A 25,107-nucleotide genomic window follows, 5' to 3' on the forward strand; every position below is an offset into this window, starting at 1 on the left:
CTGAATTATGAACCTTTATATTGCGGTTCTTGACGTTCAAGTTCTAAAACACGTGTCTGAAGATCTTTTTTTACATCCATCATTGTTAACATGGTCTCATGAAAAACACTCTTAGCATCCTCGTCTAGGGAATTTAATGCGAGTGAGGATAACTGTGATTCTATATTTTTAATAGATGAAAGGCATTGTTTTACATTTGCAGCTATGGTCACATTAAATCAACCACCTTTCCATTTGCATTAGAATCAGTAAGAGGGGGTGAATCAGATAAAAATGAAAAATGGGTTGGCAGAATCGCCAACCTATTTATTCTATTTATTGATTGTATTGAGGTTCTTCAGCTTGAATTTCTTGAAGACGCGGTTCAACGCTATCAAGAACGGATTGTGTTTGCTGTGCAGCTTGTTGATATAGCTGTTTTGCATTTTGATTATCAGTAGCTAACGCAAAAGCTTCAAAACTAGCCTGTGCACTTTTTAAACCTGCTAAAGCTTGTTTTACCTGTGTTCCAACTGTCATTTAAAAATCCCTCTTTCGATTGAGAATTGAAATTACAAAAATAGTATGCGGAATCAAATTGCAGCTTATGTATTTTAATTTTAATGGAAATAAACACCTAATAGAAAAGAGATTAAGTCCCTTTCTAAAATGTCTCCAAATGGATATTTTACCTAAGGGTTTATGCATATATATTAAACATCTCAAGAATAACGGGGGGATGGTAGTGAGAAAAGCAGGCAAAGACGATTTTGTTCAAGGTTTTGTTCCACATCATAATCACGGATCGGTTGATTATACCGGTGTTTCCGGCGGTCATGTTCACCAATGCTTAGATGTCACTTCACCGCCAATTATGACTCATGATGGAGGTCATATTCATTATACGGAAGGCTATGTTTTGTTTGAGGATGGCCATACCCATCACTACCAGGCTTATTCCGGCCCGGCCATTCCTGTCGGTAATGGAATGCATGTGCATTATTATGATTTTAAGACATCAGAAAACGAAGGGCATAGTCATCATGTAAAGGGTGTGGATCAGCCTGCCCCCGGAACAAAATAAGATAACTTTAAGGAAAGGGTCTCGTCCGTTTTTTGGAGAAAGAATCTTAACGAAACCCCAAAAAAATCAAGTGGTAGCCTGTGTTTTTCTTCTTGTTAGGATTCGAAATGGTCCGTGATTAGGATTTACAATGACTGTTCGGGGAAAGTGGAGGAATTTTATCGAACGAGTGCATTAGTGAAAGATAAATGTAAAATATGAGTTGACCATTATTAAGAAAAGTTATAGAATAAAGAAAATTTTTGAAAAATGAAAACATTATGATTGGGAGTATTAAGGAATATTTATTGTATAGAGAACTGTCGGTTGGTGAAAGACAGTCAATAAATTCCCCAACTCGCCCAGGAGTGGTAAGACTGACAATGTAGGTCTTAACGGTTGACTACCGTAATCAAGTCCTTAAGTGGGTTTGTTTAGTTTATCGAACAAATCAAAAAGAGTGGTACCACGTAGGCAAAGCCTGTCGTCTCTTATGAGATGATAGGCTTTTTTATTTTTATTAATGCGAATTTCCTATGAAAAGGTGGAGTTCAAGGTGAAAAATACCGAAAAATATTCGAGAAGTTATTTTATGCCCCCAGTGAAAAGTATGAAATGGATGGAGAAGGAGTATAGTACCAAAGCTCCTTTATGGTGTAGTGTCGACCTACGGGATGGAAATCAAGCTTTAGTCGTTCCACTTACACTAGAGGAAAAGTTGGTATATTTTCAGCTGCTTGTAAAAATAGGTTTTAAGGAAATTGAAGTTGGTTTTCCAGCCGCTTCAGAAACAGAATATGCTTTTTTGCGAACCCTGATTGAACAAGATTTGATACCGGATGATGTTACCATTCAAGTGTTAACACAGTCGAGAGATCACATTATTGAAAAAACATTTGAATGCCTTAAGGGTGTAAATAAAGCAGTGGTGCACTTGTATAACTCAACTTCATTGGCCCAGCGTGAGCAGGTATTTAAAAAATCGAAAGAAGAGATTATCGATATTGCTGTAACGGGTGCCAAACTGCTTCAGAAATATGCATCTGAAACGGAAGGGAATTTTATTTTTCAGTATTCACCAGAAAGCTTTACAGGTACAGAACTGGATTTTGCTCTTGATATATGCAACCGTGTGCTAGATGTTTGGCAGCCGACCGCTGACAATCAGGTAATTATTAACTTGCCAGCTACGGTCTCTCTCTCAATGCCTCACGTTTATGCTAGCCAGATTGAATTTATGAGTGATCATCTGAACTATAGGGAGAATGTGATCCTATCGATTCACCCTCATAATGACAGAGGAACCGGTGTAGCAGATGCAGAGCTGGCAATGCTGGCTGGCGGACAAAGAATAGAGGGAACATTGTTTGGAAATGGAGAGCGAACAGGAAACGTAGATATTGTGACGCTTGCTCTGAATATGTTTACACACGGAGTGGATCCTCAGCTTGATTTAGAAAATATTCCCGAAATTATGGCTACCTATGAACGACTGACAAAGATGAAGGTTCATGAGAGACATCCATATGCCGGCAAATTAGTTTATACGGCATTTTCAGGGTCACATCAAGATGCAATTACCAAGGGTTTCAAATGGCGTGAAGAAAAGGAAAATGAGAATTGGAAGGTCCCTTATTTGGTGATTGATCCGAAGGATATTGGCAGAGAGTATGAAGGAGATATTATCCGTATTAATAGCCAATCCGGTAAAGGAGGCATCGGTTATCTGCTTGAACAACAATATAGTCTTGATTTGCCGCCTAAAATGCGTGAAAGCTTTGGATACAATGTAAAAAATGTGTCGGATCAGCTAAATAAAGAGCTTTTGCCTCATGAAATCTATGACATTTTTATAAATGGATATGTCAATCTTAAAACTCCAATTGAGTTTATCGACTATCAATTTACCAAGCATGATGATTTCCAAACAGTCCTAACCATTCGAATCAATGGGGACGTTCAGGAAATTTCAGGTGTAGGAAACGGAAGACTAGACGCCATCAGTAACGCCCTTCAAACGGAACTAGGTATCAGTTATTCAGATTTGGTCTATAAGGAGCACGCACAAGAAATAGGGTCGAAATCAAACGCTGTCTCTTACATTGGTATAACCGATATAAATGGTACTGTCTATTGGGGCTGTGGAATTGACGCGGATATTATGAATTCTTCTGTAAAGGCTTTGTTTAGTGCAGCAAATAATATGCTGACATATATTCAGCTTCCAATTCAAATAAACTCTTCCCTTACAATCCAATAATTACCGGATTATATAAATAGTGAAATGATTGATATTCATAACATCATAGTGCCTATATATAAAAATAAGCATTGCTGTTAATATTCTATATTTTTTTATCGAATCATACATTAAAATCAGTCCTTCCTTTTTATTCTTAATGTTCCCTTTACACAAATGATTATTGAGAAAGGAAGACAATAAAACACCCTCAATTCCAAATAGGAAATGAGGGTGTTTTGTGTAGAACACTACTTTTATGTAGTTTATTATCGATACATCGTCCACATACCAATATCTTTAAATCCAAGTCGTTTATAGATTCTCCCTGCTTCAGGGTTATCATAAAACAGGCAGAGAGTTTTGCCCTCATCAAGAACATCCTTAAATAATTTTTGCATGATTGCCGTTGCAAGTCCCTGACGCCGGTTTTCTTTTCTTGTACATACGCCCACAATCATTACTGACTGCGAATTTTCAGCAGCTGTTGACACACATGAAGAAATACCATTTTCTTCAGTATAATAGGTCCTAGCAGTATTGGATTCCATCGCTTTAACTAAAATTTCACGGGCATCATCTTTAACATGGAATTCTTCAATCGTCCTCCGAAGACGAATTATTTGATCCACCTCGTCAAATCCGGCCTTCTTAATCTCCAAATCTGTCGTACCAAGATATTCATCAGTCCTGCATTCAGCAAAAAAAGTGACTTGTTTTTTGCCGAGCTTTAACTCTTCGAACTGTTCAAACTTATCGATAAGTGCAGTTTTTCCTGATGTCGATATAGGTTGTTTAAATTCTTTCATAATCGATACAAAACTACCGATATCGAATTCACCCTTGGCATATGGAATAAAAGACTGATAAAACCTTAGTAAAACAGCATTAATCTCATTCGATTCATCGAATTCAGCCCAAACTTCCTGGAAATCTGAATCATACCCGAAGGCTTCTAAATCGCCAATAATAAACAAATTAATCGATGGTTCCTCTCTTAAATAAGAAAGAACATTTTCATGGTCTTTTAAAGTCAGTTTTCTTATCATACCTATACCCCCTTGGTTTTACTAGATTAATCAAATAATACTTAAATTTCAACATATTTTAAAAATTACGAAGAGAATATTATTCAATGATTTTTATTGTTAGAGTGAAAAACTTTCTTGTTGACATACTAATGGATACCTGTTTATAATTCATATTTGTAATAATTTAATTCGCATACGAAATGTTTCGTTATGAAACTTTAGGTTATCTAGAGAAAGGAGGAAGCAATGTACGCATTAAATAATGAAATATTGGAGTCGTTTTCGGAAATCAATAAGGCAATTTATCGTCTTGTAAAATCAGATGCCGATAGTGTGGGGATTACAGTTGTACAACTCAAGACACTTTACACACTTTCCTATAATCCGGACAGTGGGTTGGGCGAGTTGGCTGAGAAATTAAGGCTGACCAACAGCACTGTTAGTGGAGTAATTGATCGCTTAGTCCATAGTGGATTAGTCGAAAGGGTTGTACCACCTGAGAATCGAAGATCTGTTTCCATTCATTTAACTGAAAAAGGAAAAAGTTTATTAGATAAACTATATTCTTCTGATTCCATTTTAATAAAAAAATTGAATGAAGTACTTGAATTACCTAAGGAAGAAATCGTGCACCTTTTGCGTTTACACAAACTTGTTTTATCAAAGCTAAAGCTTGAGGAGGAAAGGTTTTAATGAATACAAAACGATTGCTGGTTTTAAACATCATTATTTTAATAATTTTAGTAGGTGGAGGATTTGCTGCTTATTCCTACTACAATCGTACGGTAAATTATTTATCAACGGACAATGCGCAAATTTCCGGACAACAAGTCACCATAATGGCACCTGCGAATGGTAAATTATTCGATTGGAATGCCAAGGTTGGCGATCATTTCTCAAAAGATGACCAAATTGGAACAATTCTGTCAGCCGGAACAGGAACAACTGCAACGCCGACTCAAATACCTGTAACACTTCCAAGTAACGGAACGGTTGTTCAGAACAACGCAGTAAAGGATTCCTTTGTTGCAGCCGGCATGCCATTAGCAATTGTTTATGACCTTGACCATTTATGGGTGACTGCAAATATCGAAGAAACAAGTATTGATGAAATTGCAGTCAATCAAGATGTAGACGTTTATATAGACGCATTTCCAAATACAACATTAAAAGGGAAAGTTGCGCAAATCGGCTTAGCAACTTCAGGAACTTTTTCACTTCTCCCTAGTACAAACAGCACTGGAAACTATACAAAAGTTACTCAAGTCATTCCTGTAAAAATTTCATTAGATGATTACAAAGGACTTCAATTAGCTCCTGGTATGAACGTGACCGTGAGAATCCATAAGTAGGTGATAAAATGTCAATTTATATCACGGTTTATGCCATTTTCAGCATTTTGCTGTTAATTTTCTTGAATTATTTATTTGCAAAGAAAAAAAGAAGTCGCTTGCTGCAAGATAGCGATAGCAATTCCACAAATAAAAACGAGAACAATGATGATTTACATGAGCAAGTAGAAGATTTGCTTAAGGAATCCGCCATTGCTGAACCTGCTTTAGAGTATGTAGAGGCAAATGTCCATCAAAAAAAAGAGAAAAAGTCGGAAAGATTGTCTAGAGTGGAAGATGCAAAGAAAGAGGTTGGAAAAGGTAAAATTCTTACGGCACTAATGCTGGGCGCTTTTGTTGCAATCTTAAATCAAACATTGTTAAACGTGGCTATACCGCATATAATGGCTGATTTAAATATTTCTGCTACAACAGTCCAATGGTTAACCACTGGCTATATGTTGGTAAACGGAATCTGTATCCCCGTAACGGCTTATTTAATTGAAAAATTTGGTACAAGAAAACTTTTTATAACAGCTATTCTCCTCTTTACGATAGGTTCGATTATTTGTTCGTTTTCAACAAACTTTAATATGCTGATGATCGGAAGGATTGTCCAGGCATGCGGTGCAGGTGTGATTATGCCGCTGTTAATGACCGTATTCTTTTCATTATTCCCTCCTGAAAAACGAGGAATGGCAATGGGGATGATGGGGATTGTTATGTTATTTGCTCCTGCTATCGGTCCAACACTTTCCGGATGGATTATCGAGCATTATTCATGGAGACTATTATTTGATGTTGTTATTCCAATTGGGATCGTGGACTTAATTCTTAGCTTTTTATGGATGAAGGACGTAACAGAAATCACCAATCCTAAATTTGATTTCCCTGGGTTGTTATTTTCAACATTAGGGTTTGGATTCCTTTTATACGGCTTCAGTGAGGCGGGAAGCAAGGGATGGGGAAGTACTATTGTCGTTGTCTCACTTATAATCGGGATTGTTTCCCTAATTGCTTTCGTGATTCGCGAGCTAACCACGGATAAACCAATGCTTGAGTTACGCGTTTTTAAATATGATATTTTTGCACTAACAACAATTATTAGTATGATTATAAATATGGCCATGTTTGGTGCGATGATTTTGCTGCCAATCTATTTACAAAATATTCGCGGCTTCACAGCTTTACAATCTGGACTCATGTTGCTTCCCGGTGCAATTATAATGGGGATTATGTCGCCGATTGCAGGAGCTATTTTTGATAAAATTGGTGCAAGATGGCTTGCAGTTACCGGACTAACGATAACGGTTATAACTACATGGCAGTTTACTACTTTAAATATGACAACAAGCTATACTCATATCCTTATTCTATATGTCATGCGTATGTTTGGAATGTCCTTCTTAATGATGACGGTTATGACTGAGGGATTAAACCAATTGCCGCGACATCTTGGAGCACATGGAACAGCTGCATCAAATACCGCAAGGCAGATTGCAGGTAGTATCGGTACAGCCCTCCTTGTTACGGTCATGTCTACAAGATCAGGTGTCCACATGGGAGAGTACGGAAATGTCATAACAAGCACAAACCCATTCATTGCAAGTAAAATGGCGCAAATCGGCCAGGGGTTATCTTCGCTAGTTCAAGTGCCAGCTGCTGTTGGCAACCAACTGGCAACTTATATGATTTACGGGCAAACGATGAAACAAGCAACTATCGAAGGTATAAATGATGCCTTTATCTTTGCATCCGGAATCGCATTTGTCGGCCTGATTCTAGCGTTTTTTATTAAACGGGCACGTGTAAAAGCATAATGCATAAAAAAAGGCTGATTCTTGATTAAAGTTGAGTCAGCCTTTTTTTACATAGTTAACAATATCTAAGAAGCAAAAATATTTGCTAATGAAAAGTGATCCAATTGCTGTTATCCAGTACCTATATAAAGCCAGGGACTAAAACTATGGTAACCCTTAGAATATTAACTGAAGTTTTTGGGAAAATATTCATTGGAAGGGAGTTGTCAAAGAAATGAATAATAAGAAAGACAATAAACAGATGAAACCAACGTTTGCTCCGGGGATGGATGATCAAGAAGAGTTAGGTCGAAGTGCCACTGAAAATGAGGTTGAAAGAGGGGAATATACGAGTGTCACCACCCTTTCTTTTGATGAAGTAGATCCAAGCTAATAAAAATGCTGCCTGTTAAGTAATCAGGCAGCATTTTTTCTTCATGAATTTCCAACAATTAAGCATATGATTACAAATCTTAAGCAGTGTTCTTTATACTAGAAGTAGAAAGTTAAATTGAAAGGGGAAAGATAATGACAGGAAACCAGGAAATTAATCTAATCGAACAGCAGGAAATATTAACGGAAAGAATTCAACACCGCAGGCTGACAAAAAGCAGAATATTACAACGGGTTTTGTTAATAACGCTTGGTGCTGTATTGATGGCGGTAGGACTGGAAATTTTCCTTGTCCCCAATAATGTTATTGACGGAGGTATTACAGGTATCTCCATTATGTTATCCTATATCACAGGCTGGAAGCTTGGAATATTCCTTTTCCTTCTTAACATTCCATTCTTTTTCATCGGCTATAAGCAGATTGGAAAAACCTTCGCTTTATCCACGCTATATGGAATAATTGTCCTTTCAATAGCCACCACTTTACTTCATCCGGTTCCGGCGTTTACGCAAGATATTTTACTTGCTACTGTTTTTGGGGGAATAGTCCTTGGGATAGGAGTAGGTATCGTGATTCGGTACGGAGGCTCATTAGATGGGACCGAAATCCTTGCTATTCTTTTTAATAATAAACTTCCTTTTTCGGTTGGGGAAATAATCATGTTTTTTAATCTTTTTATTCTGGGGAGCGCCGGATTTGTCTTTACATGGGATAGAGCCATGTACTCTCTGATCGCCTATTTTGTTGCTTACAAAACGATTGATATTACGATTACGGGGCTTGATGAATCCAAATCGGTTTGGATTATTAGTGATAACGCGAAGCAAATCGGCGATGCGATTATGAGCCGGCTTGGCCGTGGGGTTACTTACATTAACGGTGAAGGAGCCTACTCTGGTGATGAAAAAAAAGTAATATTTTGTGTAATCAATCGTCTTGAAGAAGCAAAATTGAAAGAAATCGTCTCTGAAAACGATGATAGCGCATTTTTAGCAGTAGCAGATATTGCAGAAGTCCGAGGCGGGAGATTTAAAAAGAAAGATATTCATTGAAAATTTTTAAGATTGTCGTAAACAGGTAGAAATATAAGAATACAATCAGATTATGTCGTTTTTAGCAGTAGAAACAATTGGAATATATCAACATTTGTCGTTGTACGCGCTTACCTAGGAAATATTATAAAAAATGATTTATTTCCTATACAAAAAAGATGACAGAAAAACAACTGTCATCTTTTTCTCCTTAAAATAATAACTCGTATACCTCATTTAATTCATGGGCTCGTTTCTCATCTTGTTCTTCTTTAGCGTACTTTATCTCATTGGGCAGGATTTTATTTAAAAAATCGATTTCTTTTTGATTCAAATGTCTTACAAATGAACCTTCAGATGAAAAGTGACCTTCTGCAAGTTTTCGATATAAATGTCGTCCCTCTGAATGCTCCTCAGAATAATTCGACAGAATTTCACGAAGATACCCCAAAGTTTTATCCATAGTTCATCACCAATCCTTTCACGCTCTTATTTTTCGACGAGATGTTAATAATATACACATAAGGGTCTTAAGAAAAAACCAATTTTCTTCTCATTAAAAAAAGCCTCTTTTCATAGTTGAAAATAAAGGCTTTTCTTGCCTATTACATTTTTGTACATGTTATAACCCTATAGCTTAAGGTATCCTGATACTTCAAGACAATACTTGCATGTTGATTAAAAATATCGAAAAGCTCAGGCTCGAAGTTTTTGGAGAATTGGAATTCAGGTGTATGATAGCCATTGCTAAGGGCTTGGTTTTCTTTTTTTAATTCAATATCTTGAAATCCAATATCCACTAATAATTTTCTCCAATCTTCTTCAACCAGTAATGAATCCAAAGCATAAAAATTCTTTATTTCAGTTTCTTGATGTTGACTAAGCCGTTTATTTATCGTCATTTCATTGGCAATTAAACGTCCGCCTTTTTTTAAAACCCGGAAAAACTCTCGAAGGGCTTTTGGTTTATCGACGAATGCTAAAACCGATTCAGATAAGATGAAATCAAAGGATTGATCAGGTAAGGGAATTTTTTCGATTGACCCTTCCATTAAATTAATAGGTATTTTTTGTTCTTGAAATCTTCTTTTCGCTTTTTTAATCATTATCGGATTTATTTCTATTCCAGTAACATTTGCCTGATACTGATGATATAAATATGCTGCTGTTTGGCCGGTACCGCAGCCCGCATCCAAAACATAAGATTTGTTGGATATATTTTCACTTGCAAGAATTTCTTTTGTCAAAAGAATTCCACCGGGATGGGCTCCGCCAACTCCAAACTTGGCCAAGAAATCAAAATATGTTAAGCCTCCCATAAACACCACCTACTCATCTTTTTTGCATTTTATGAAAAAAAGAAGGAAGAGGTTCTATTTTTATTTTTCGAAAAAACAACCTGGAATTGTCACTTGTTTTTAGTTTCTTGATTAGCAACTCAGCCCATTAAAGAATACCTATATAGTAAGACATTATTGAGGGAGGTGTGTGAAGTTTATGAGTTATTCATACGTTGCTCTTGGGGATTCATTATCTGCAGGTGTAGGTTCATCCATTTTTTCACCGGGATTTGTCCATAGATTTAGAAGAATGGCAGAACGGGAATTGGAAGATCATGTTTTAGTTCATGTCTTTGCCCGTCCGGGTGCTGAAACAAAGGATGTTTTAAATGATTTGCATCAAGATTTCATTAAAGAGAAGGTTAGAGAAGCGGATATTATTACAATTACGGCAGGAACCAATGATTTAATCATTGCAGTAAGGAAATATCAGACTGATAATGATTTACAGGCATTGAAAAAGTCCTTTCATGAATGTAAAGAAAATTTTTCAGCTATTATGAATCTGATACATGAGTTAAAAAAGAGCGATATTCGTCCATTTGTGATTCGACTATTTCATTTATATAATCCCTTTCCAAAAGAAGATTTAGCAATAAAATGGGTAAAACATTTCAATCATCATCTTAAAGGGTTAGCAAAAGATTACCATGTATCTATTGTAGAAATTAATAAAGTATTTAATGAATATGAAGCAGAATATTTATCGATCGACCGCATTCATCCAAATGACATCGGTCACGAACAAATGGCTGAAAGGTTACACCGGTTAGGTTATGGTGAACTTACCTTCGAAGAGGAAGAATAAGAGGACAGAATCAAAACTGTTCTCTTTTTTGTTTAGCTATAGGCATAATGGCGTAATATAAAGAAAATGCTACATATGAAGAAGGATTGGCCAAAGTAGAGGAGGTTTCATCCTTGGTAAACCATCTTGTGAAAGCAGTACCAAATTTATTTACGATCGGAAATTTATTGTGCGGTGTTTTTTCCATTACCTTTAATATGAGTGGATTTTTGAAGATAGCTGCGATTTTCATTTTTTTCTCGGCTGTTTTCGACCTATTGGATGGTCGAATTGCCAGGAAATTAAAAGTTAATAGTGAATTTGGTGTGGAGCTTGATTCGTTAGCAGATATTGTTAGCTTTGGAGTAGCTCCTGCCCTATTATTTCATTCATTAGCAGTACCATCCATTTTTACCTCACTGGCATTTATACTTTTTCCGACAATGGGAGCATTACGGCTGGCAAGGTTCAGCGTCAAGCCAACCATTGGCTATTTTAAAGGAATCCCTATTCCTGCAGCGGGTCTGCCACTTGCCGGAATGGGATTATTCTTATATAGCAATGCTTGGATAACCATCATTCTCGCAGTATTGATGGTAAGTCCGATTAAAATTAAGAAACTATAATTATTTTATGTAAACTGATAACTCCCATCAACTACCACTATGACTAATCCCTTCTGGCTACTATACTCAGTAGTGGGAGGGGATACAATGATTTACCTTTTAGGAAGCACAGTATTAATTGTTTTTATCGTGATATTTTATCAGGCACATAAAAATACAAAAAAAGTAGCAGTAAATACAGTTAAAGTTTCTCACTCAAAATTATCACATAAACAGTTAAATATTCTTCATCTTTCCGATTTGCACCTTGAAAACATATCGATTTCACCGGAAGAACTAATTCAATCCGTTTCAGACCAACCAATAGACCTAATAGCATTGACAGGTGATTTTCTTGATCGCAAGAGAAGTATTCCAAAACTTATTCCATATTTAACAGCATTAAGTAATCTTAAGCCGCGACTTGGCATTTACGCCGTTTTCGGCAATCATGATTATTTTCTTAAAAGTGAACATTTTAATAAATTGAAACAGACTTTAGAAGAAAATGGCTGCATTACCCTACAAAATCAAAATATTACGTTAAATGTCGACGGTGATGTGGTTAATATCATCGGTATTGATGATAACCATACACGGCGCAGTGATGTTGAAAAATCATATCTAAATGTACCAAAGGGATATAATCTGGTTTTAACACATGACCCAAATATTGTGTTAAATATGGCTAACTATCAGTATGATTACCTTTTATCAGGACATTTTCATGGAGGGCAAATTCATTGGCCAAAACCATATCATTTATTGAAAATGGGCAAACTCGTACGAATGAACATCGTAAAAGGGTTACACTATCACGATGGAAAGCCTTTTTACATTAGTGAGGGTCTTGGTCAAACCGGTGTAAATATTAGGATAGGGAGCCGTCCTGAAATAACTTTTCATCAAATTTCTTAGAAAGCCGGGGATAAAAAACCCGGCTTTTAAACATTTTCAAAATTCTTTTTCATATCCTGACATTACCATAGTAAAAAAGGAAAATCTTCATCATCCTATGGAGGAAGGGTTGAAAAGGAGTGTAGGCCTTATGAGTTTACGCCTAACTATTATATGGATATGGAAATTATTTGATCCGCTCTTTTATTTATGTTCCCGTTTACATTACATTACAGAGGAAAATAGGAAAAAATCGATTTTTCGGGTCCGTATCACAAAATATAAAGGACAAAACTTAATTCTTTCGGATGGAACAAAGATATACAAGAATGACCTTCTGTTAAAAATTCACCTGCACAATGTTCGATTACTGAATGAATATGTAAAAATCAAAAATGATTTAAATCGGGCAAGACTAATTTATAAATTAGTTCTCAGCTCGATGCCCTCATTGGCAAATTATTTGAAACTCCATCCTGAAGAGTGTCGTATAAAAGGAATAATCGGGATAACCACCATTAATAAAGGTGTTAAACCTTTAGGATTTGAATGCTTTCCCCCCTCAAACCGAATGTACAAAAGGATGAAAAAGCTGGGACAGCTTCCGATTTTCTTACTATCGAGCTCTTCCCTGAAAGATTTTAAAAAAAACAAACTAAATTATTTATGCATGTCCAAAGAAAGGCTATATGAAAGGTATTATCAGAAATATGCCGGCAAATAACAGTGGATGTTTGGTTTTCCATTCATATTCTCATTCAAATTGCACAAATTAAGCTAGTGGAAGGTTAAAAAAATCGCTTCCATTATATGAAGAAGGAGTGCGAAGACATGAGAGACATGAGAAAAGCGTTTTTCAGTTTGTTTGGACAGAAACGCAAAAGCAGAGGGGCAATGTGGGCATCCCTTATTGGCCTGGGAGTAAGTGCAGCTGTTTTTGGAGTAACAAGAGGAAAGCGATCTGTAAATGCACTTCCTTTGCAAAACCTCGTTAAGAATTTTACACCAAAAACCGATCTCAATTTGATGAATAATGCAGCATTAACTGAGTTCTCAGAAGAATTATTATCAAGTGCATTAAAGAATAAAAAATAGTAAAAAAAAGGTCCGCAGCTTTGCGGACTTTTTCAATACGTAGGGGTGGGAATTTTTCGCGGAATGTAATCAACAACATCCGATGAAAATACCTTAATAATCAAGAGGTTTCCTAGTGTTTTCGCTTGGATTAATACCGGTTGATTGTACTTGTTTTTAAAAACAAAATCAGGACCATACCAACTAACAGTTGCATCTCTGCCGGGTGGAATATAGGGAACTTCTCTGCTGTGGGAAAAACGTTCCACTATCTTCAATCCCGCATTATCAACGGCATTGAAAAGGGTGGATGAAACTTGGCAAATTCCCCCGCCAATATCTTCAGCATACTCACCTCTTACGATCACTTTTGCACGTAAATACCCTTTTGCGGCTGTTCTTTTTCCAACAACACGGTTAAAGGAAAACGTATCGCCAGGGAAGACTACATAATTATTGATCGCTTTTGCAGCGAGTTGAATATTAGTTGTTCGTTTTTTATTTTGGGAATTAAACGAGGTTATATAACGTCCAATCCTTTTCGTACGAATATTTCCTAGTAATTCACTGTCGACACTGGGATACACCGAAAGCATTGGAACCTCCATTTTAACGGTTCTTTGTCCAAAATAATAAGAATAAAATTGTTCCGTAAATGCTTGACGATAGATGCGGCTTCCGACCCGCTCCGGTAGTATATTTCCATATTGATCCAACTTGGCATTTTCAGGTTCAACAGATATTTGTTTATCGAGATTATCCAAGAATTGATTATATTTTTTTGTGTTTAAAATAGGTAAACCGGGGTAAGGAAATGTAAAAGCTGTCCGATCGATTATTGAAACGGTTTTGCCATCTCTGGTTAGAAATAAACTGTTAGGAGCAAGATTCACCTGTTGAAATAATAACATTAGTCCAACGATCCCTGAAAAAATGATGTTCATAAAACCACCTCATTATAATATGACTAGAAACTTGCCTTTTCATGTAAAAATAGGCTTAATAATTAAACAAAAATTGGCTGCAAGGAAGATGGTCATTTTTTTTTGTTAAATAATAGTCATTTTGCAGGTTTTTTGCTTCCTATCATTATTGTAAAATAAAAAGGTAAATTTAATGTAAAATTGGAGGTAGCTGGAATTTGAGGTTAAAAATTTCATTATTTTTTATTTGTGCATTACTAGCATTCACCCCAATCCATTCATTTGCTGATACTCAAGTCAACCAAACAGGTAAGAATGGATGGTATGAAGAGAATGGGAACAGTTATTATTATCAAAATAATCAACTGGTAAAAGGGTGGCTGTCGTTAAATGGTAATTGGTTCTATTTAAACAAAACCGATGGAACCATCTACAAAGGCTGGTTATATGATAATGGAAAATGGTACTTCTTAGGTAGTAATGGTATCATGCAACGCGGGTGGTTGTACGACAATAAAAAGTGGTATTTTCTTGATAGTAACGGAGCCATGAAAAAGGGCTGGCTTCAATATGGAGGAAAAAGCTATTTTTTAAATAACAACGGTGCAATGCAATCCGGTTGGCTTAATTTAACCGGAAGTTGGTATTATTTTGCGAATGATGGTTCAATGCGCACAGGCTGGGTTTTTGATAGCGGGAAATGGTACTATCTTGCAACTAATGGAGTTATGCAAACAGGATGGCTTAATCAGAATAATCGCAAGTACTATTTAAATCGAACCGGAGCAATGCAAATTGGCTGGCTTAATTTAGGAGGTTGGTATTATTTTAATGCAAGCGGCAGCTGGGTTCCAAATACAATTGCGGACCAATTAACAACAATTTCGAAAAATAATCAGCTAATTCTTGTAACTACAAGCGGTTACAGCACGAATATTGCAAAAATACGTGCCTTTGAAAAAATAGATAATAAATGGTATGAGAAATTAAATACAAATGGATTTATTGGAAAAGATGGATTTGCAGTTGAAATGAAAGAAGGTGCAAAAAAATCACCAAGAGGTAAATACACCATTGGTACTGCATTCGGACGCATCCAAAATCCCGGGACAAAGCTTCCATATCGGCAAATTACTTCCGATGATGTATGGGTTGATGATTCTGCATCTTCTCTTTACAATACTTGGCAAAAAGCATCGGCAAATAATAAACGTTGGAACAGCGCGGAACAAATGAATATTCCCGCTTATAACTATGGATTTGTAATTAATTATAATACAGAAAAAAGAATCCCCGGTGCAGGGTCTGCAATTTTTTTCCATGTATCGAACCGTTATACCCTTGGATGTACGGGAACAGCGCAAACAAACGTCATTTCCATTCTTAAATGGTTAGATCCCGAAAAGTATCCGGTTATCATTCAAACTCCGGAAAGTGAGTTGGGTAAATATTAATCATAATATTATTATGTAAACTAATATTCAATTTGATTATTAAAAACCAAGAGTACCGGAAATAAATCCGTTACTCTTTTTTTAATTCTTTTGAAAAGTAATGAAAATAATGTAGAAAAATAGTATAGTAGCAGTGGATAATCTTTTTATAGTTAAGAGCTAGCAGGTTTATATCAATTACATAGAGGTGCCTATCATGTCTGAAAATGAACGAATACAATTAAATGTGAGAGTAACAAAGGAAATAAGCGAGAAACTAGATGAAATTGTCGATTATTATCAGGAAAATATGAAATTCGGCAGAGTCTATAAAGGAGATGTCTTAACCGATATTATTGAAAAGTCGTATGAGATAATGAACAAACAAAAGAAGATGAACAAAAGATTTTAACAAATCTGTTCATGTGAGACCGTAACTAGTGATGTAGTGTATCATGTGCTCTGTTTACTGTAATAAAAAAGAAAAACTCTCGCTCTCTAAATTTATTAGAATATTTCGAACATGATTTGAATATTTAAATTTTGAGAGTATAATAGAAATTATAACATACTAACTGGTTAGTAGGTGAAAGGGAGTGGAAAGATTGGATTTTTTATTTTCTAAAAAGGTTATCGAATTACAAGAGCAGGTAACAGCCTTCATGGAATACTATGTCTACCCGAACGAGAGAGTGTATGAGCAACAATTAAATGAACAGGAAAGCCGATGGAGTGCAGTCCCCCCAATTATGGAGGAACTAAAGGCAAAAGCAAAAGCAGCGGGGCTCTGGAACTTATTTTTACCGGAAAGTGAATATGGTGCAGGACTAACAAACATGGAGTACGCTCCATTATGTGAGATTATGGGACGCTCACTTATTGGACCTGAGGTATTTAATTGCAGTGCGCCGGATACAGGAAATATGGAAGTCATCGTTCGCTATGGGACCGAAAAACACAAGGAACAGTGGTTAAAGCCATTGTTAGCAGGTGAAATTCGTTCATGCTTTTCAATGACCGAACCGGCAGTTGCTTCAGCGGATGCAACTAATATCGAGGCAAGAATTGAAAGAGATGGAGATGAATACGTTATTAATGGGCGTAAGTGGTGGTCGTCAGGTGCAGGTGATCCCCGATGTAAAATTGCCATTGTGATGGGGAAAACGGACCTAAATGCCAATCACTATGAACAGCAATCGATGATTCTTGTTCCTCTTGATTCACCCGGTGTGAAAATTGAACGAATGCTTCCTGTGTTTGGATACGATCATGCGCCCCATGGACACGCGGAAATAACGTTTGAAAATGTCCGTGTCCCTGCTGAGAATATTCTTTGGGGTGAAGGAAAAGGATTTGCGATTGCCCAAGGCAGATTGGGACCCGGAAGGATACATCACTGTATGAGGTTAATTGGGGCTGCAGAGCGGGCACTTGAATTATTATGTAAGCATGTTCAAGAACGGGTTGCTTTTGGGAAACCATTATCTAGTCAAGGAGTTATTCAGGAATGGATTGCCGATTCCAGAATCGAAATTGAACAAGCCAGACTCCTAACTTTAAAAGCAGCATATATGATGGATACGGTTGGAAATAAGGAAGCGAAAACAGAGATTGCAATGATCAAAGTAGTTGCGCCTTCAATGGCATTGCGGATCCTTGATCGAGCCATTCAAGCTTTTGGCGGTGCAGGAGTTTCAAACGACTTTCCACTTGCAGCTCAATGGGCGAATGCCAGAACATTAAGACTTGCAGACGGACCTGATGAAGTTCATCGTGCGCAAATCGCAAAGCTTGAATTAAGGAAATATCAGTAGAAACAGTTTTCCAATATTACTCGAGACACTATTCCTAAGATACCGATAGGGCAAACACTTCAAGACACTGCGGCAAAATATCCAACTAAAAATACCTTATCCTTTTATGGTAAAAAAAGTTTAGCTACGACAAATTACAGTCATCGGCTCGTACATTTGCTTCTGCGCTGCAACAAAATCAAGTAAAAAGGGGACCGTATGGTCATCATGCTTCGGAAAAATTCTCCGCAGAGCCTTAAGAGAAGAAGCCTTGAAATGAAATGACAAAATGAAAAGATTGATTGATAGCGCATAAAGGAGAGAATAAGAATATGGTATAATTTTCATAGACATTTTTACAGATTGCGAGGACAGAAAAGTGAAAGAAAAAATTACAGGAGCAAGCATCCAATTATTTGAAAAGAATGGATTTAGCGAAACTTCGATTCAGGACATCGTTGATTCCATCGGAGTAACAAAGGGTACCTTCTATTATTACTTTTCCAGTAAAGAAGAACTATTAATGGATATCCATCTTAGCTATATTGTTGAATTGCTTGTCCATCAGAATCGGATCCTTAAAGATGAATCGAAGACGTATAAGGAAAAATTATTTGATATTGTAAAGTTGCTGATTTCTGATATAAAAAGCCGTGGTGCTGTAGCAAAAATATTTTTCAGAGAAATGAAGAATTTAAGTGAAAAACGCACTGCTTTGATCATTCCGAAAAGAGATCAATTTCGTTTTAATATCCAAGAGTTAATTGAAGCCGGTATGGCTAGCGGTGAGTTCCGTCCCGATTTAAATGCTTCAATTATTGCTTTCGGTATACTGGGGATTACCAATTGGAGTTACAATTGGTTTAATCCAAACGGAATTTGCACCGATCAAGAAGTAGCTGAGATTTTTGTCGAAATGATTTTAAAGGGAATTCAAGTGAATTGACGAAAATGTTTGAGAGGGTTTTAAAAAAAAGCCCTCTTTCAATAATGCACATACTAACCGGTTGGTACTGAGAGGAAAGGATATTATGCACGAAGGTAAATGTCCGCGTTTCAGTGAAACGGATGCATTAGGTCATGTAAACAACACAAGTTATTTTGTTTACCTTGAAAAAATTATTAAGAGAAGGTTTAAATTACTACCTTGTTAGGGCCAATGTTGATTAGCTGCGCCTTGAATAATCTGAATTTTACGAATTGGAGGGAGGGGAATTATGCCTCATCAATGGAGTAAAGATACAATCCCGGTAAGAAAAGGCGAAGAATTGAACCTTGCTATTCTTGAAAAATTTTTGCGGGAAAACGTTGAGAATCTACCGGGTAGTCCTCTTGAAATCCTTCAATTTTCCGCGGGGGCCTCGAATTTAACTTATCAATTAAGAATAGGCGATTGGGAAGCGGTATTAAGGCGTCCGCCTTTAGGTCCGGTTGCACCGAAAGCACATGATATGCGGAGGGAATTTAAAATCCTTTCTGAACTACATCCAATCTTTAACGCAGCACCGAAGCCATTGTTCTTCTCGGACCTGCACGAGGTGGTTGGAAGTTCATTTTTCATTATGGAAAGAAAAAACGGGCTTGTTCTCGACACTTCTTTTCCGGAGGGAATAAAGGTGACAAGGGAACTTTGTCATCAAATATCTGAAATAATGGTGGAAAAACTAGTTGAGTTACATTCCATCGATTATAAAAAGACCGGTCTCACCGGATTGAGTAAGCCTGATGGTTTTATGGAAAGGCAAGTCCATGGCTGGATCGGCAGGTATGAACGAGCCAAGACGGATGAAATCGAGGTAGTTGCATCCTTACAAAAATGGCTTGTTAAGCATATTCCTAAACATCACGAAGCAACGATTATTCACTATGACTATAAGTTAAATAATTCAATGTTTAGCGAAAAATTCACTGAGATGGTCGGATTATTTGATTGGGAAATGACGACAGTCGGAGACCCGCTTGCAGACCTTGGAGTGGCGATGAGTTATTGGAACCAAGCTGATGATTCTGAGCTTTTGCGAAAGGGGTTAGGTAAGGACCCGGTAACGGCCATTCATGATGGTTTCTTGACAAGGCACCAATTTATAGAGCTTTACGCGAAAAAGAGCGGACGAGATGTAACCAATCTCAATTTCTATTTAACCTTTGCCTACTTTAAACTCGCTGTCATATGCCAGCAAATCTACTACCGCTTTAAAAAAGGGCAAACCCAAGATTCTCGCTTTGCTAACTTTAATAATTTTGTAAAAAGTTTAATACAGCATGCTGCCAAGATAGCATACGAATGATCGAAAAAGATGGAAAAGTAGGCGCTATAAACCACCATGTCAAACTAAATATCATAAGTAATAGGTTCTCAAATTTAAAGTGGAGGGTAAATGCGATTTTCACAAACCATAGCAGTAGTAACCGGTGCGGGAAGCGGAATTGGCAGGGCTGCAGCCATTCGATAAATAATGGATAAATAATCATAAGTAAACACGGATAAGAGATTTCAAAAAGAAAAAGTTGATAGAAAGGAAGATTGCTATGACTCAAGGACATTTATTTATCGAAAAACTGGGACCTGTTTTATCACTAACATTAAATCGCCCGGAAATTTTAAATGCTTTTAGCCCGGAAATGGTTTTAGGCTTAACAGCTGCTATTAAAGAGGCGCAGCAGGACACTGATATCCAAGTAATTGTCTTATCAGGGTCCGGGCGGGCATTTAGTGCCGGGGGTGATGTTAAAACAATGGGGCAAGCGAATGGTGTTCAGGTGTATGACCATATCGGCAGGCTCAATGACCTGATTTTAACAATGAAAGAAACGGAGAAGCCTATCATCGCTGCGGTTCATGGCTTTGCAGCAGGTGCAGGGTTTAATCTGGCTTTAGCCTGTGATTTAATCGTTGCCGCAGAGGATAGTAAATTTGCTCTTAGTTTTTCAAAGGTCGGTTTAGTCTCTGACGGCGGCGGTTCCTATTTACTGCCGAGATTGATTGGACCGTACCTGGCAAAGCAATTTTTCTTTACTGCGGAGCCGATTCCAGCCGAACGTCTCTATCAACTGGGTGTCATTAATTACCTCTTTCCATTGGAAAAACTTCAGGATGAAACAACTAAATTGGCATTGGAACTGGCGCAAGGTCCCGGGAAGGCATTTGGTATGCAGAAGAAATTAATTGACCATTCGTTCACAGCTTCGCTCGAAGAAATTCTCGAACAAGAACGGATTACCCAGACATTAATGGTTCAAACCGAAGATCATCATGAAGGCGTCACAGCATTTAAGGAGAAGAGAAAACCAGTATATAAAGGTAAATAAGAATGTAATTATAGAAACTTAATGAAACTGGAATCCGGGCCACATTTATATGAATATACTTCCGACTTTACGTGATTCCGGTATTTCAGAAAAACAATTAGACAAAATGCTCGGAACTAATGCAAAAGCTTTATTTGCAGGAGCAGCTGTCAGAGTTTTGTAGAGTGACGCAAAGAGGCCTTGATGTATTCAAGGTCTCTTTATCGTTTTATCTGGAAATATATTAACAAATTATGACGAAAGTATTAATTAGTCGGGAAGAATTCTCAAGATGGTTGATATGCTTGAAAATTCGTATAAACTTAATAAAAAGAACAGTTTATTTTGCAATAGGAGTTGAACAGATTTTGAAAATATTAGTGATTGAAGATAATAAAAGCGTATGTTCGATGATCGAGATGTTTTTTGCAAAGGAAGGTATCGAAGGAGAGTTTGTAAATGACGGATTAGAAGGATATAACCGTTTTAAAAATGGGACTTGGGATGCTCTAATTGTCGATTGGATGCTGCCGGGAATGGAAGGTGTAACCATTTGCCGAAAAATTAGGGAAGAAAAGTACACGGTTCCTATTATCATGTTAACGGCTAAAGATAGTGAATCTGATCAGGTGCTCGGGCTTGAAATGGGAGCGGATGATTATGTTACAAAGCCATTCAGCCCGCTCACGCTAATGGCTCGAATTAAGGCAGTCACACGCCGTTTTCAAAATCAAGTCTCCAATGATGGGGAAGAATCAATAAAGTCAGAGCACTTTCAGGTAAGTAAAAATACGAGAGAAGTAATCGTTGATGGAACGCCGATTACCAATTTAACGCCGAAAGAGTTCGATCTTTTATATTATATGGTAGAACATCCCAAGCAAGTTTTCTCAAGAGAGCAATTGCTTGAACGGGTTTGGGGATATCAGTTTTACGGGGATGAACGGACGGTGGATGTTCATATTAAACGATTGAGGAAAAAGGTAGAAACTGCTTCACAGCCATTCTTCCACACCGTATGGGGAGTAGGTTATAAGTTCGATGAGTCGATTAAGACAGATGAAATTTAAGTATATTTATCAACAGTTTTTTAGCCATATAAGCATCATTGTTGTTGCATTTTTAATCTTAAGTTTATTGTTTGCTCATTATGTCGAAAATTTGGTTTATGAAAATAAAGCGGAGGAGCTTATTTCGTATGGTAAAGCCATCTTGTCAGATATTGATCAATCTCCTGTAAGCACAGAACAAATTATTAATCAATATAGTTCTGTTTTAATGACAAGAAAAATGAGTTTCAGTATGTTTGATAAGGATGGTAACCTTTATTCGGTTGGAAAGCACGGACCCGCGATTAAATTATCGTCTTCAGAATGGAATAAAATTACAAAAGGTCAAACGATTATTGTGAAAAGTGACTTTAAACGGTTCGGTCAAGAAGGTGTGACCTTTGTAGTCTTACCTTATCTAGATCAAAAAAGGTTCGTGGGCGGGATCCTATTAACATCCCTAATTAGCGGATCGAGTGAGATGATTCATCAAATCAATCAGTTTTTACTCTATACGATTTTTATTGCATTTGCAGTTTCCTTTTTCCTTAGTTGGTTATTATCCAGAATTCATGTAAATCGCATTAAACGTCTTCGGGAAGCGACTTCCCTTGTTTCAGCAGGGAATTATCATGTGAATGTTCATTCTTCTAATTTTGATGAAATTGGCGAATTAGCAAATGATTTTAACCATATGGTTGATAAAATCAATGCCTCTATGGAGGAAATTGAAAGTCTTGAAAACAGGAGGCGGCAGTTTATGGCTGATGTTTCACATGAGATGAGAACGCCTCTAACAACCATAAGCGGTGTTATTGAAGGGTTGAAAAACGATATGATTCCTGAAGAAGATAAAGAGAGAGGGATTAACCTGGTAAGTCAGGAAGCAAAAAGACTGATTCGCCTAGTGAACGAAAATTTGGATTATGACAAAATCCGTTCCAACCAAATTCAGCTATTTAGGGAAGACATTCAGTTATTGGAAGTATTCGAAATCATTCAAGAGCAATTATCGATTCTGGCAGAAGAAAAGAATGATCAAATTTTCGTTGATGTCGCACCGGATGTTTTTGTCAATGCAGATTATGATCGCCTGATTCAAATTTTAATTAACATAACAAAAAACAGCATTCAATTTACATCCGATGGTACAATCAGGCTAAGAGGCAGAAAGCAAGAAAATGAAACAATTATCGAAGTGGAAGATACGGGAATTGGAATTGATCCGAATGATGTTGAAAACATCTGGCATCGTTTTTATAAAGCTGATATTTCAAGAACCAGTAACCCATATGGGGAATTTGGGCTCGGGCTTTCAATTGTAAAGCAACTAGTTCTTTTGCATAATGGTGAAATTGATGTGTTCAGCGAAGAAGGAAAAGGGACAAAGTTCATCATTCGTTTTTTTCAATAAATTCACCTTGTTAAACTGCGATTCTAGATTTCGCAGTTTTTTTAATTTTTATTGATATTTTTCTTACAATTTTCCAAAAGCCTTTAAAGTTTGTTAATAGTTTTTTCACATTTGTCAGATAAAGTAAAAATAAGTAATCAAACAATATATATATAATAAAAGGAGATTGGAAGAATATGAGTTATAAAGACGGGTTCGAAAACGAAAATGAACTTAGCCAATCAAATTCAATTGACATAACTGTCCCTGCGAATTCAGAGGACGCACCAGTCGAGAAAGGGAATGAAACGGCTGATTTTGTTCATTCAAAAGCCATTGACGAAGCAATTACAGAAATATCATCACAAAATATAAGAAGCACGGATGAAGCAAAAGAAAAAACTGAGGAATCTATTGTAATGGAGCAAACGCGAACTGCTAACAATAGTGACAACAGAAATAATAAGAAAAGGAACTTAAAAGGATTTGCTTCTACCCTTGCAGCAGGTGTAATCGGTTCTGTGTTGACATTAACGATCCTTCCGCATACCGATTACATAAAAAGCTTTTATCCAAATGTGGAAGCCACTAATTCACAGGCAGCGAATGAGGTTATAAAACCTGTAGCAGCCCAACCAACTGCCGTTTCAACCTCATCAATTGCCGATACGGTTGAAAAAGTCTCAAAAGCAATTGTTGGGATAGTTAATTATCAGCAGCAGCAGCAGCAAAACAATGATTTTTTTGGTAATAATAATGATAATAATAACAGTAACAATTCACAGCAAAGTGTTGAAACGGGCTCAGGCTCAGGTGTTATTTTTCAAAAAATTAATGGCAGTGCCTATATTGTAACAAATAATCACGTGGTAGAAGGGGCAACAAAGCTTGAAATCTCCTTGTATAACGGAACAAAAACAACTGCACAAGTGGTTGGGACTGATGCGCTAACAGATCTCGCCGTTTTAAAAATTGATGGAAAATATGTCAGTGAAACAGCTAATTTCGGGAATTCCTCGATATTACGGCCTGGAGACCAAGTGTATGCTATCGGAAATCCGCTTGGACTGGACCTTTCAAGAACGGTTACGGAAGGTATTGTAAGTGCAACAAATCGTACTATTTCCGTTTCTACATCCGCAGGAAATTGGGATACAAATGTTATCCAAACGGATGCTGCGATTAATCCGGGGAATAGCGGCGGTGCTCTTATCAATCCGCAAGGTCAAGTTATCGGAATTAATAGCTTGAAAATTTCTGAGAGTGGCGTAGAAGGATTAGGATTTGCGATTCCAAGTAATGATCTTATCCCGATTGTGAATCAATTAATTAAAAATGGAAAAATTGTCAGACCATTTCTTGGCGTTGGCCTCGAGGATTTGAATCAAATTCCGCAAATCTATTGGCAAAGCCTTCCTAACAACATCCAAAAAGGCGTGATGGTAACACAGGTCGAACCTAATTCCTCAGCCTCGAAGGCAGGTTTTCAAGTTAAGGATGTGATTGTTTCTATGAATGGAACACAAATTGGCAACTCAACTGAATTAAGAAAATATTTATATACAAAAGTAAATATCGGTGATGATGTTAATTTTGGTGTTTATCGTAACGGAAAGCTTACTACTCTAAAGGTAAAATTATCAAATTAATAACAAGCC

The 25,107-nt window shown here is 36.9% G+C and carries 27 protein-coding genes and 1 other annotated feature; of the genes, 21 read left to right on the forward strand and 6 right to left on the reverse strand.

Translation table 11 applies throughout. The features are described from left to right. Positions 1-5: 5 nt before the first annotated feature. On the reverse strand, positions 6-212 hold the full coding sequence (locus J2S10_RS04780) for a DUF1657 domain-containing protein (protein ID WP_307404909.1): 207 nt from the start codon (positions 210-212) through the stop codon (positions 6-8). A 103-nt stretch (positions 213-315) separates the two neighbouring features. Continuing rightward, positions 316-519 (reverse strand): DUF1657 domain-containing protein, encoded by a 204-nt coding sequence (locus J2S10_RS04785; RefSeq protein ID WP_307404911.1) that lies wholly within the window; start codon positions 517-519, stop codon positions 316-318. Between the two features lie 205 nt (positions 520-724). Here J2S10_RS04785 and J2S10_RS04790 point away from each other — a divergent pair, with 205 nt between their 5' ends. After that, a complete protein-coding gene (locus J2S10_RS04790) occupies positions 725-1,063 on the forward strand; it encodes a YmaF family protein (protein ID WP_307404913.1) in 339 nt (112 codons plus the stop codon). Between the two features lie 251 nt (positions 1,064-1,314). After that, positions 1,315-1,537: a binding site (T-box leader), on the forward strand. Positions 1,538-1,598: 61 nt separating this feature from the next. Continuing rightward, entirely contained in the window at positions 1,599-3,302 is a 1,704-nt protein-coding gene (locus J2S10_RS04795; RefSeq protein ID WP_307404915.1) for a 2-isopropylmalate synthase, read from the forward strand. Positions 3,303-3,550: 248 nt separating this feature from the next. Here the strand turns inward: J2S10_RS04795 and J2S10_RS04800 are convergent, their stop codons facing one another. After that, positions 3,551-4,330, reverse strand: a complete 780-nt coding sequence (locus J2S10_RS04800) for a GNAT family N-acetyltransferase (RefSeq protein WP_307404919.1) — start codon at positions 4,328-4,330, stop codon at positions 3,551-3,553. 228 nt (positions 4,331-4,558) lie between these two features. Here J2S10_RS04800 and J2S10_RS04805 point away from each other — a divergent pair, with 228 nt between their 5' ends. From J2S10_RS04805 to J2S10_RS04825, 5 genes are all read left to right on the forward strand, one after another. Continuing rightward, positions 4,559-5,005, forward strand: a complete 447-nt coding sequence (locus J2S10_RS04805) for a MarR family winged helix-turn-helix transcriptional regulator (RefSeq protein WP_307404921.1) — start codon at positions 4,559-4,561, stop codon at positions 5,003-5,005. Beyond that, entirely contained in the window at positions 5,005-5,664 is a 660-nt protein-coding gene (locus J2S10_RS04810; protein ID WP_307404924.1) for an HlyD family secretion protein, read from the forward strand. Before J2S10_RS04805 ends, J2S10_RS04810 begins: the two co-directional genes overlap by 1 nt. 8 nt (positions 5,665-5,672) lie before the next feature. Beyond that, positions 5,673-7,463: a DHA2 family efflux MFS transporter permease subunit gene (locus tag J2S10_RS04815; protein WP_307404926.1), complete on the forward strand. Its 1,791-nt coding sequence runs from the start codon at positions 5,673-5,675 to the stop codon at positions 7,461-7,463. Between the two features lie 214 nt (positions 7,464-7,677). After that, positions 7,678-7,836 carry a hypothetical protein gene (locus J2S10_RS04820; protein WP_307404928.1) on the forward strand — a complete coding sequence of 53 codons (159 nt, stop codon included), beginning with the start codon at positions 7,678-7,680 and terminating at the stop codon, positions 7,834-7,836. Positions 7,837-7,970: 134 nt separating this feature from the next. Continuing rightward, positions 7,971-8,888: a YitT family protein gene (locus J2S10_RS04825; RefSeq protein ID WP_307404930.1), complete on the forward strand. Its 918-nt coding sequence runs from the start codon at positions 7,971-7,973 to the stop codon at positions 8,886-8,888. Between the two features lie 190 nt (positions 8,889-9,078). Here J2S10_RS04825 and J2S10_RS04830 read toward each other — a convergent pair whose 3' ends face one another. Beyond that, positions 9,079-9,330 (reverse strand): sigma-G-dependent sporulation-specific acid-soluble spore protein CsgA, encoded by a 252-nt coding sequence (locus J2S10_RS04830; RefSeq protein ID WP_307404932.1) that lies wholly within the window; start codon positions 9,328-9,330, stop codon positions 9,079-9,081. Positions 9,331-9,472: 142 nt separating this feature from the next. Further along, positions 9,473-10,186: a class I SAM-dependent methyltransferase gene (locus tag J2S10_RS04835; RefSeq protein ID WP_307404935.1), complete on the reverse strand. Its 714-nt coding sequence runs from the start codon at positions 10,184-10,186 to the stop codon at positions 9,473-9,475. A 178-nt stretch (positions 10,187-10,364) separates the two neighbouring features. Between J2S10_RS04835 and J2S10_RS04840 the strand changes: the two genes are divergently transcribed. The 5 genes from J2S10_RS04840 (at position 10,365) to J2S10_RS04855 (ending at position 13,591) form a co-directional block, all read left to right on the forward strand. Further along, on the forward strand, positions 10,365-11,015 hold the full coding sequence (locus J2S10_RS04840) for an SGNH/GDSL hydrolase family protein (RefSeq protein WP_307404937.1): 651 nt from the start codon (positions 10,365-10,367) through the stop codon (positions 11,013-11,015). A 113-nt stretch (positions 11,016-11,128) separates the two neighbouring features. Then, the gene (pssA, locus tag J2S10_RS04845) at positions 11,129-11,620 is read left to right on the forward strand and encodes a CDP-diacylglycerol--serine O-phosphatidyltransferase (protein WP_307404939.1); all 492 of its coding nucleotides are present in this window, start codon (positions 11,129-11,131) and stop codon (positions 11,618-11,620) included. An 87-nt stretch (positions 11,621-11,707) separates the two neighbouring features. Beyond that, positions 11,708-12,517, forward strand: a complete 810-nt coding sequence (locus J2S10_RS04850) for a metallophosphoesterase (RefSeq protein WP_307404940.1) — start codon at positions 11,708-11,710, stop codon at positions 12,515-12,517. Between the two features lie 130 nt (positions 12,518-12,647). Further along, positions 12,648-13,220: a YkoP family protein gene (locus tag J2S10_RS27390; RefSeq protein ID WP_370876144.1), complete on the forward strand. Its 573-nt coding sequence runs from the start codon at positions 12,648-12,650 to the stop codon at positions 13,218-13,220. 107 nt (positions 13,221-13,327) lie between these two features. Next, on the forward strand, positions 13,328-13,591 hold the full coding sequence (locus tag J2S10_RS04855) for a hypothetical protein (protein WP_307404942.1): 264 nt from the start codon (positions 13,328-13,330) through the stop codon (positions 13,589-13,591). Between the two features lie 32 nt (positions 13,592-13,623). Here the strand turns inward: J2S10_RS04855 and J2S10_RS04860 are convergent, their stop codons facing one another. Continuing rightward, positions 13,624-14,514, reverse strand: coding sequence for a VanW family protein (locus J2S10_RS04860; RefSeq protein ID WP_370876145.1), 891 nt, complete (start codon positions 14,512-14,514; stop codon positions 13,624-13,626). A gap of 197 nt (positions 14,515-14,711) precedes the next feature. On the opposite strand from J2S10_RS04860, the gene J2S10_RS04865 reads away from it, so the two are divergent. The 9 genes from J2S10_RS04865 (at position 14,712) to J2S10_RS04910 (ending at position 25,098) form a co-directional block, all read left to right on the forward strand. Continuing rightward, entirely contained in the window at positions 14,712-15,947 is a 1,236-nt protein-coding gene (locus J2S10_RS04865) for a cell wall-binding protein (protein ID WP_307404945.1), read from the forward strand. A gap of 196 nt (positions 15,948-16,143) precedes the next feature. Beyond that, complete coding sequence (locus tag J2S10_RS04870; RefSeq protein ID WP_307404946.1) at positions 16,144-16,338, forward strand: hypothetical protein; 195 nt, start codon at positions 16,144-16,146, stop codon at positions 16,336-16,338. Positions 16,339-16,531: 193 nt separating this feature from the next. Then, complete coding sequence (locus tag J2S10_RS04875; protein ID WP_307404948.1) at positions 16,532-17,740, forward strand: acyl-CoA dehydrogenase; 1,209 nt, start codon at positions 16,532-16,534, stop codon at positions 17,738-17,740. A 358-nt stretch (positions 17,741-18,098) separates the two neighbouring features. Continuing rightward, on the forward strand, positions 18,099-18,665 hold the full coding sequence (locus J2S10_RS04880) for a TetR/AcrR family transcriptional regulator (protein WP_307404950.1): 567 nt from the start codon (positions 18,099-18,101) through the stop codon (positions 18,663-18,665). Positions 18,666-18,936: 271 nt separating this feature from the next. Continuing rightward, positions 18,937-20,007, forward strand: coding sequence for a phosphotransferase family protein (locus J2S10_RS04890; protein ID WP_307404952.1), 1,071 nt, complete (start codon positions 18,937-18,939; stop codon positions 20,005-20,007). A 241-nt stretch (positions 20,008-20,248) separates the two neighbouring features. Continuing rightward, entirely contained in the window at positions 20,249-21,028 is a 780-nt protein-coding gene (locus J2S10_RS04895) for an enoyl-CoA hydratase/isomerase family protein (RefSeq protein ID WP_307404954.1), read from the forward strand. 347 nt (positions 21,029-21,375) lie between these two features. After that, entirely contained in the window at positions 21,376-22,077 is a 702-nt protein-coding gene (locus J2S10_RS04900) for a response regulator transcription factor (RefSeq protein ID WP_307404956.1), read from the forward strand. Beyond that, on the forward strand, positions 22,067-23,470 hold the full coding sequence (locus J2S10_RS04905) for a sensor histidine kinase (protein ID WP_307405162.1): 1,404 nt from the start codon (positions 22,067-22,069) through the stop codon (positions 23,468-23,470). Before J2S10_RS04900 ends, J2S10_RS04905 begins: the two co-directional genes overlap by 11 nt. A 176-nt stretch (positions 23,471-23,646) precedes the next feature. After that, positions 23,647-25,098, forward strand: coding sequence for a S1C family serine protease (locus J2S10_RS04910; protein ID WP_370876146.1), 1,452 nt, complete (start codon positions 23,647-23,649; stop codon positions 25,096-25,098). The last annotated feature ends 9 nt before the right edge of the window (positions 25,099-25,107 follow it).

The organism is Neobacillus ginsengisoli (assembly GCF_030813055.1).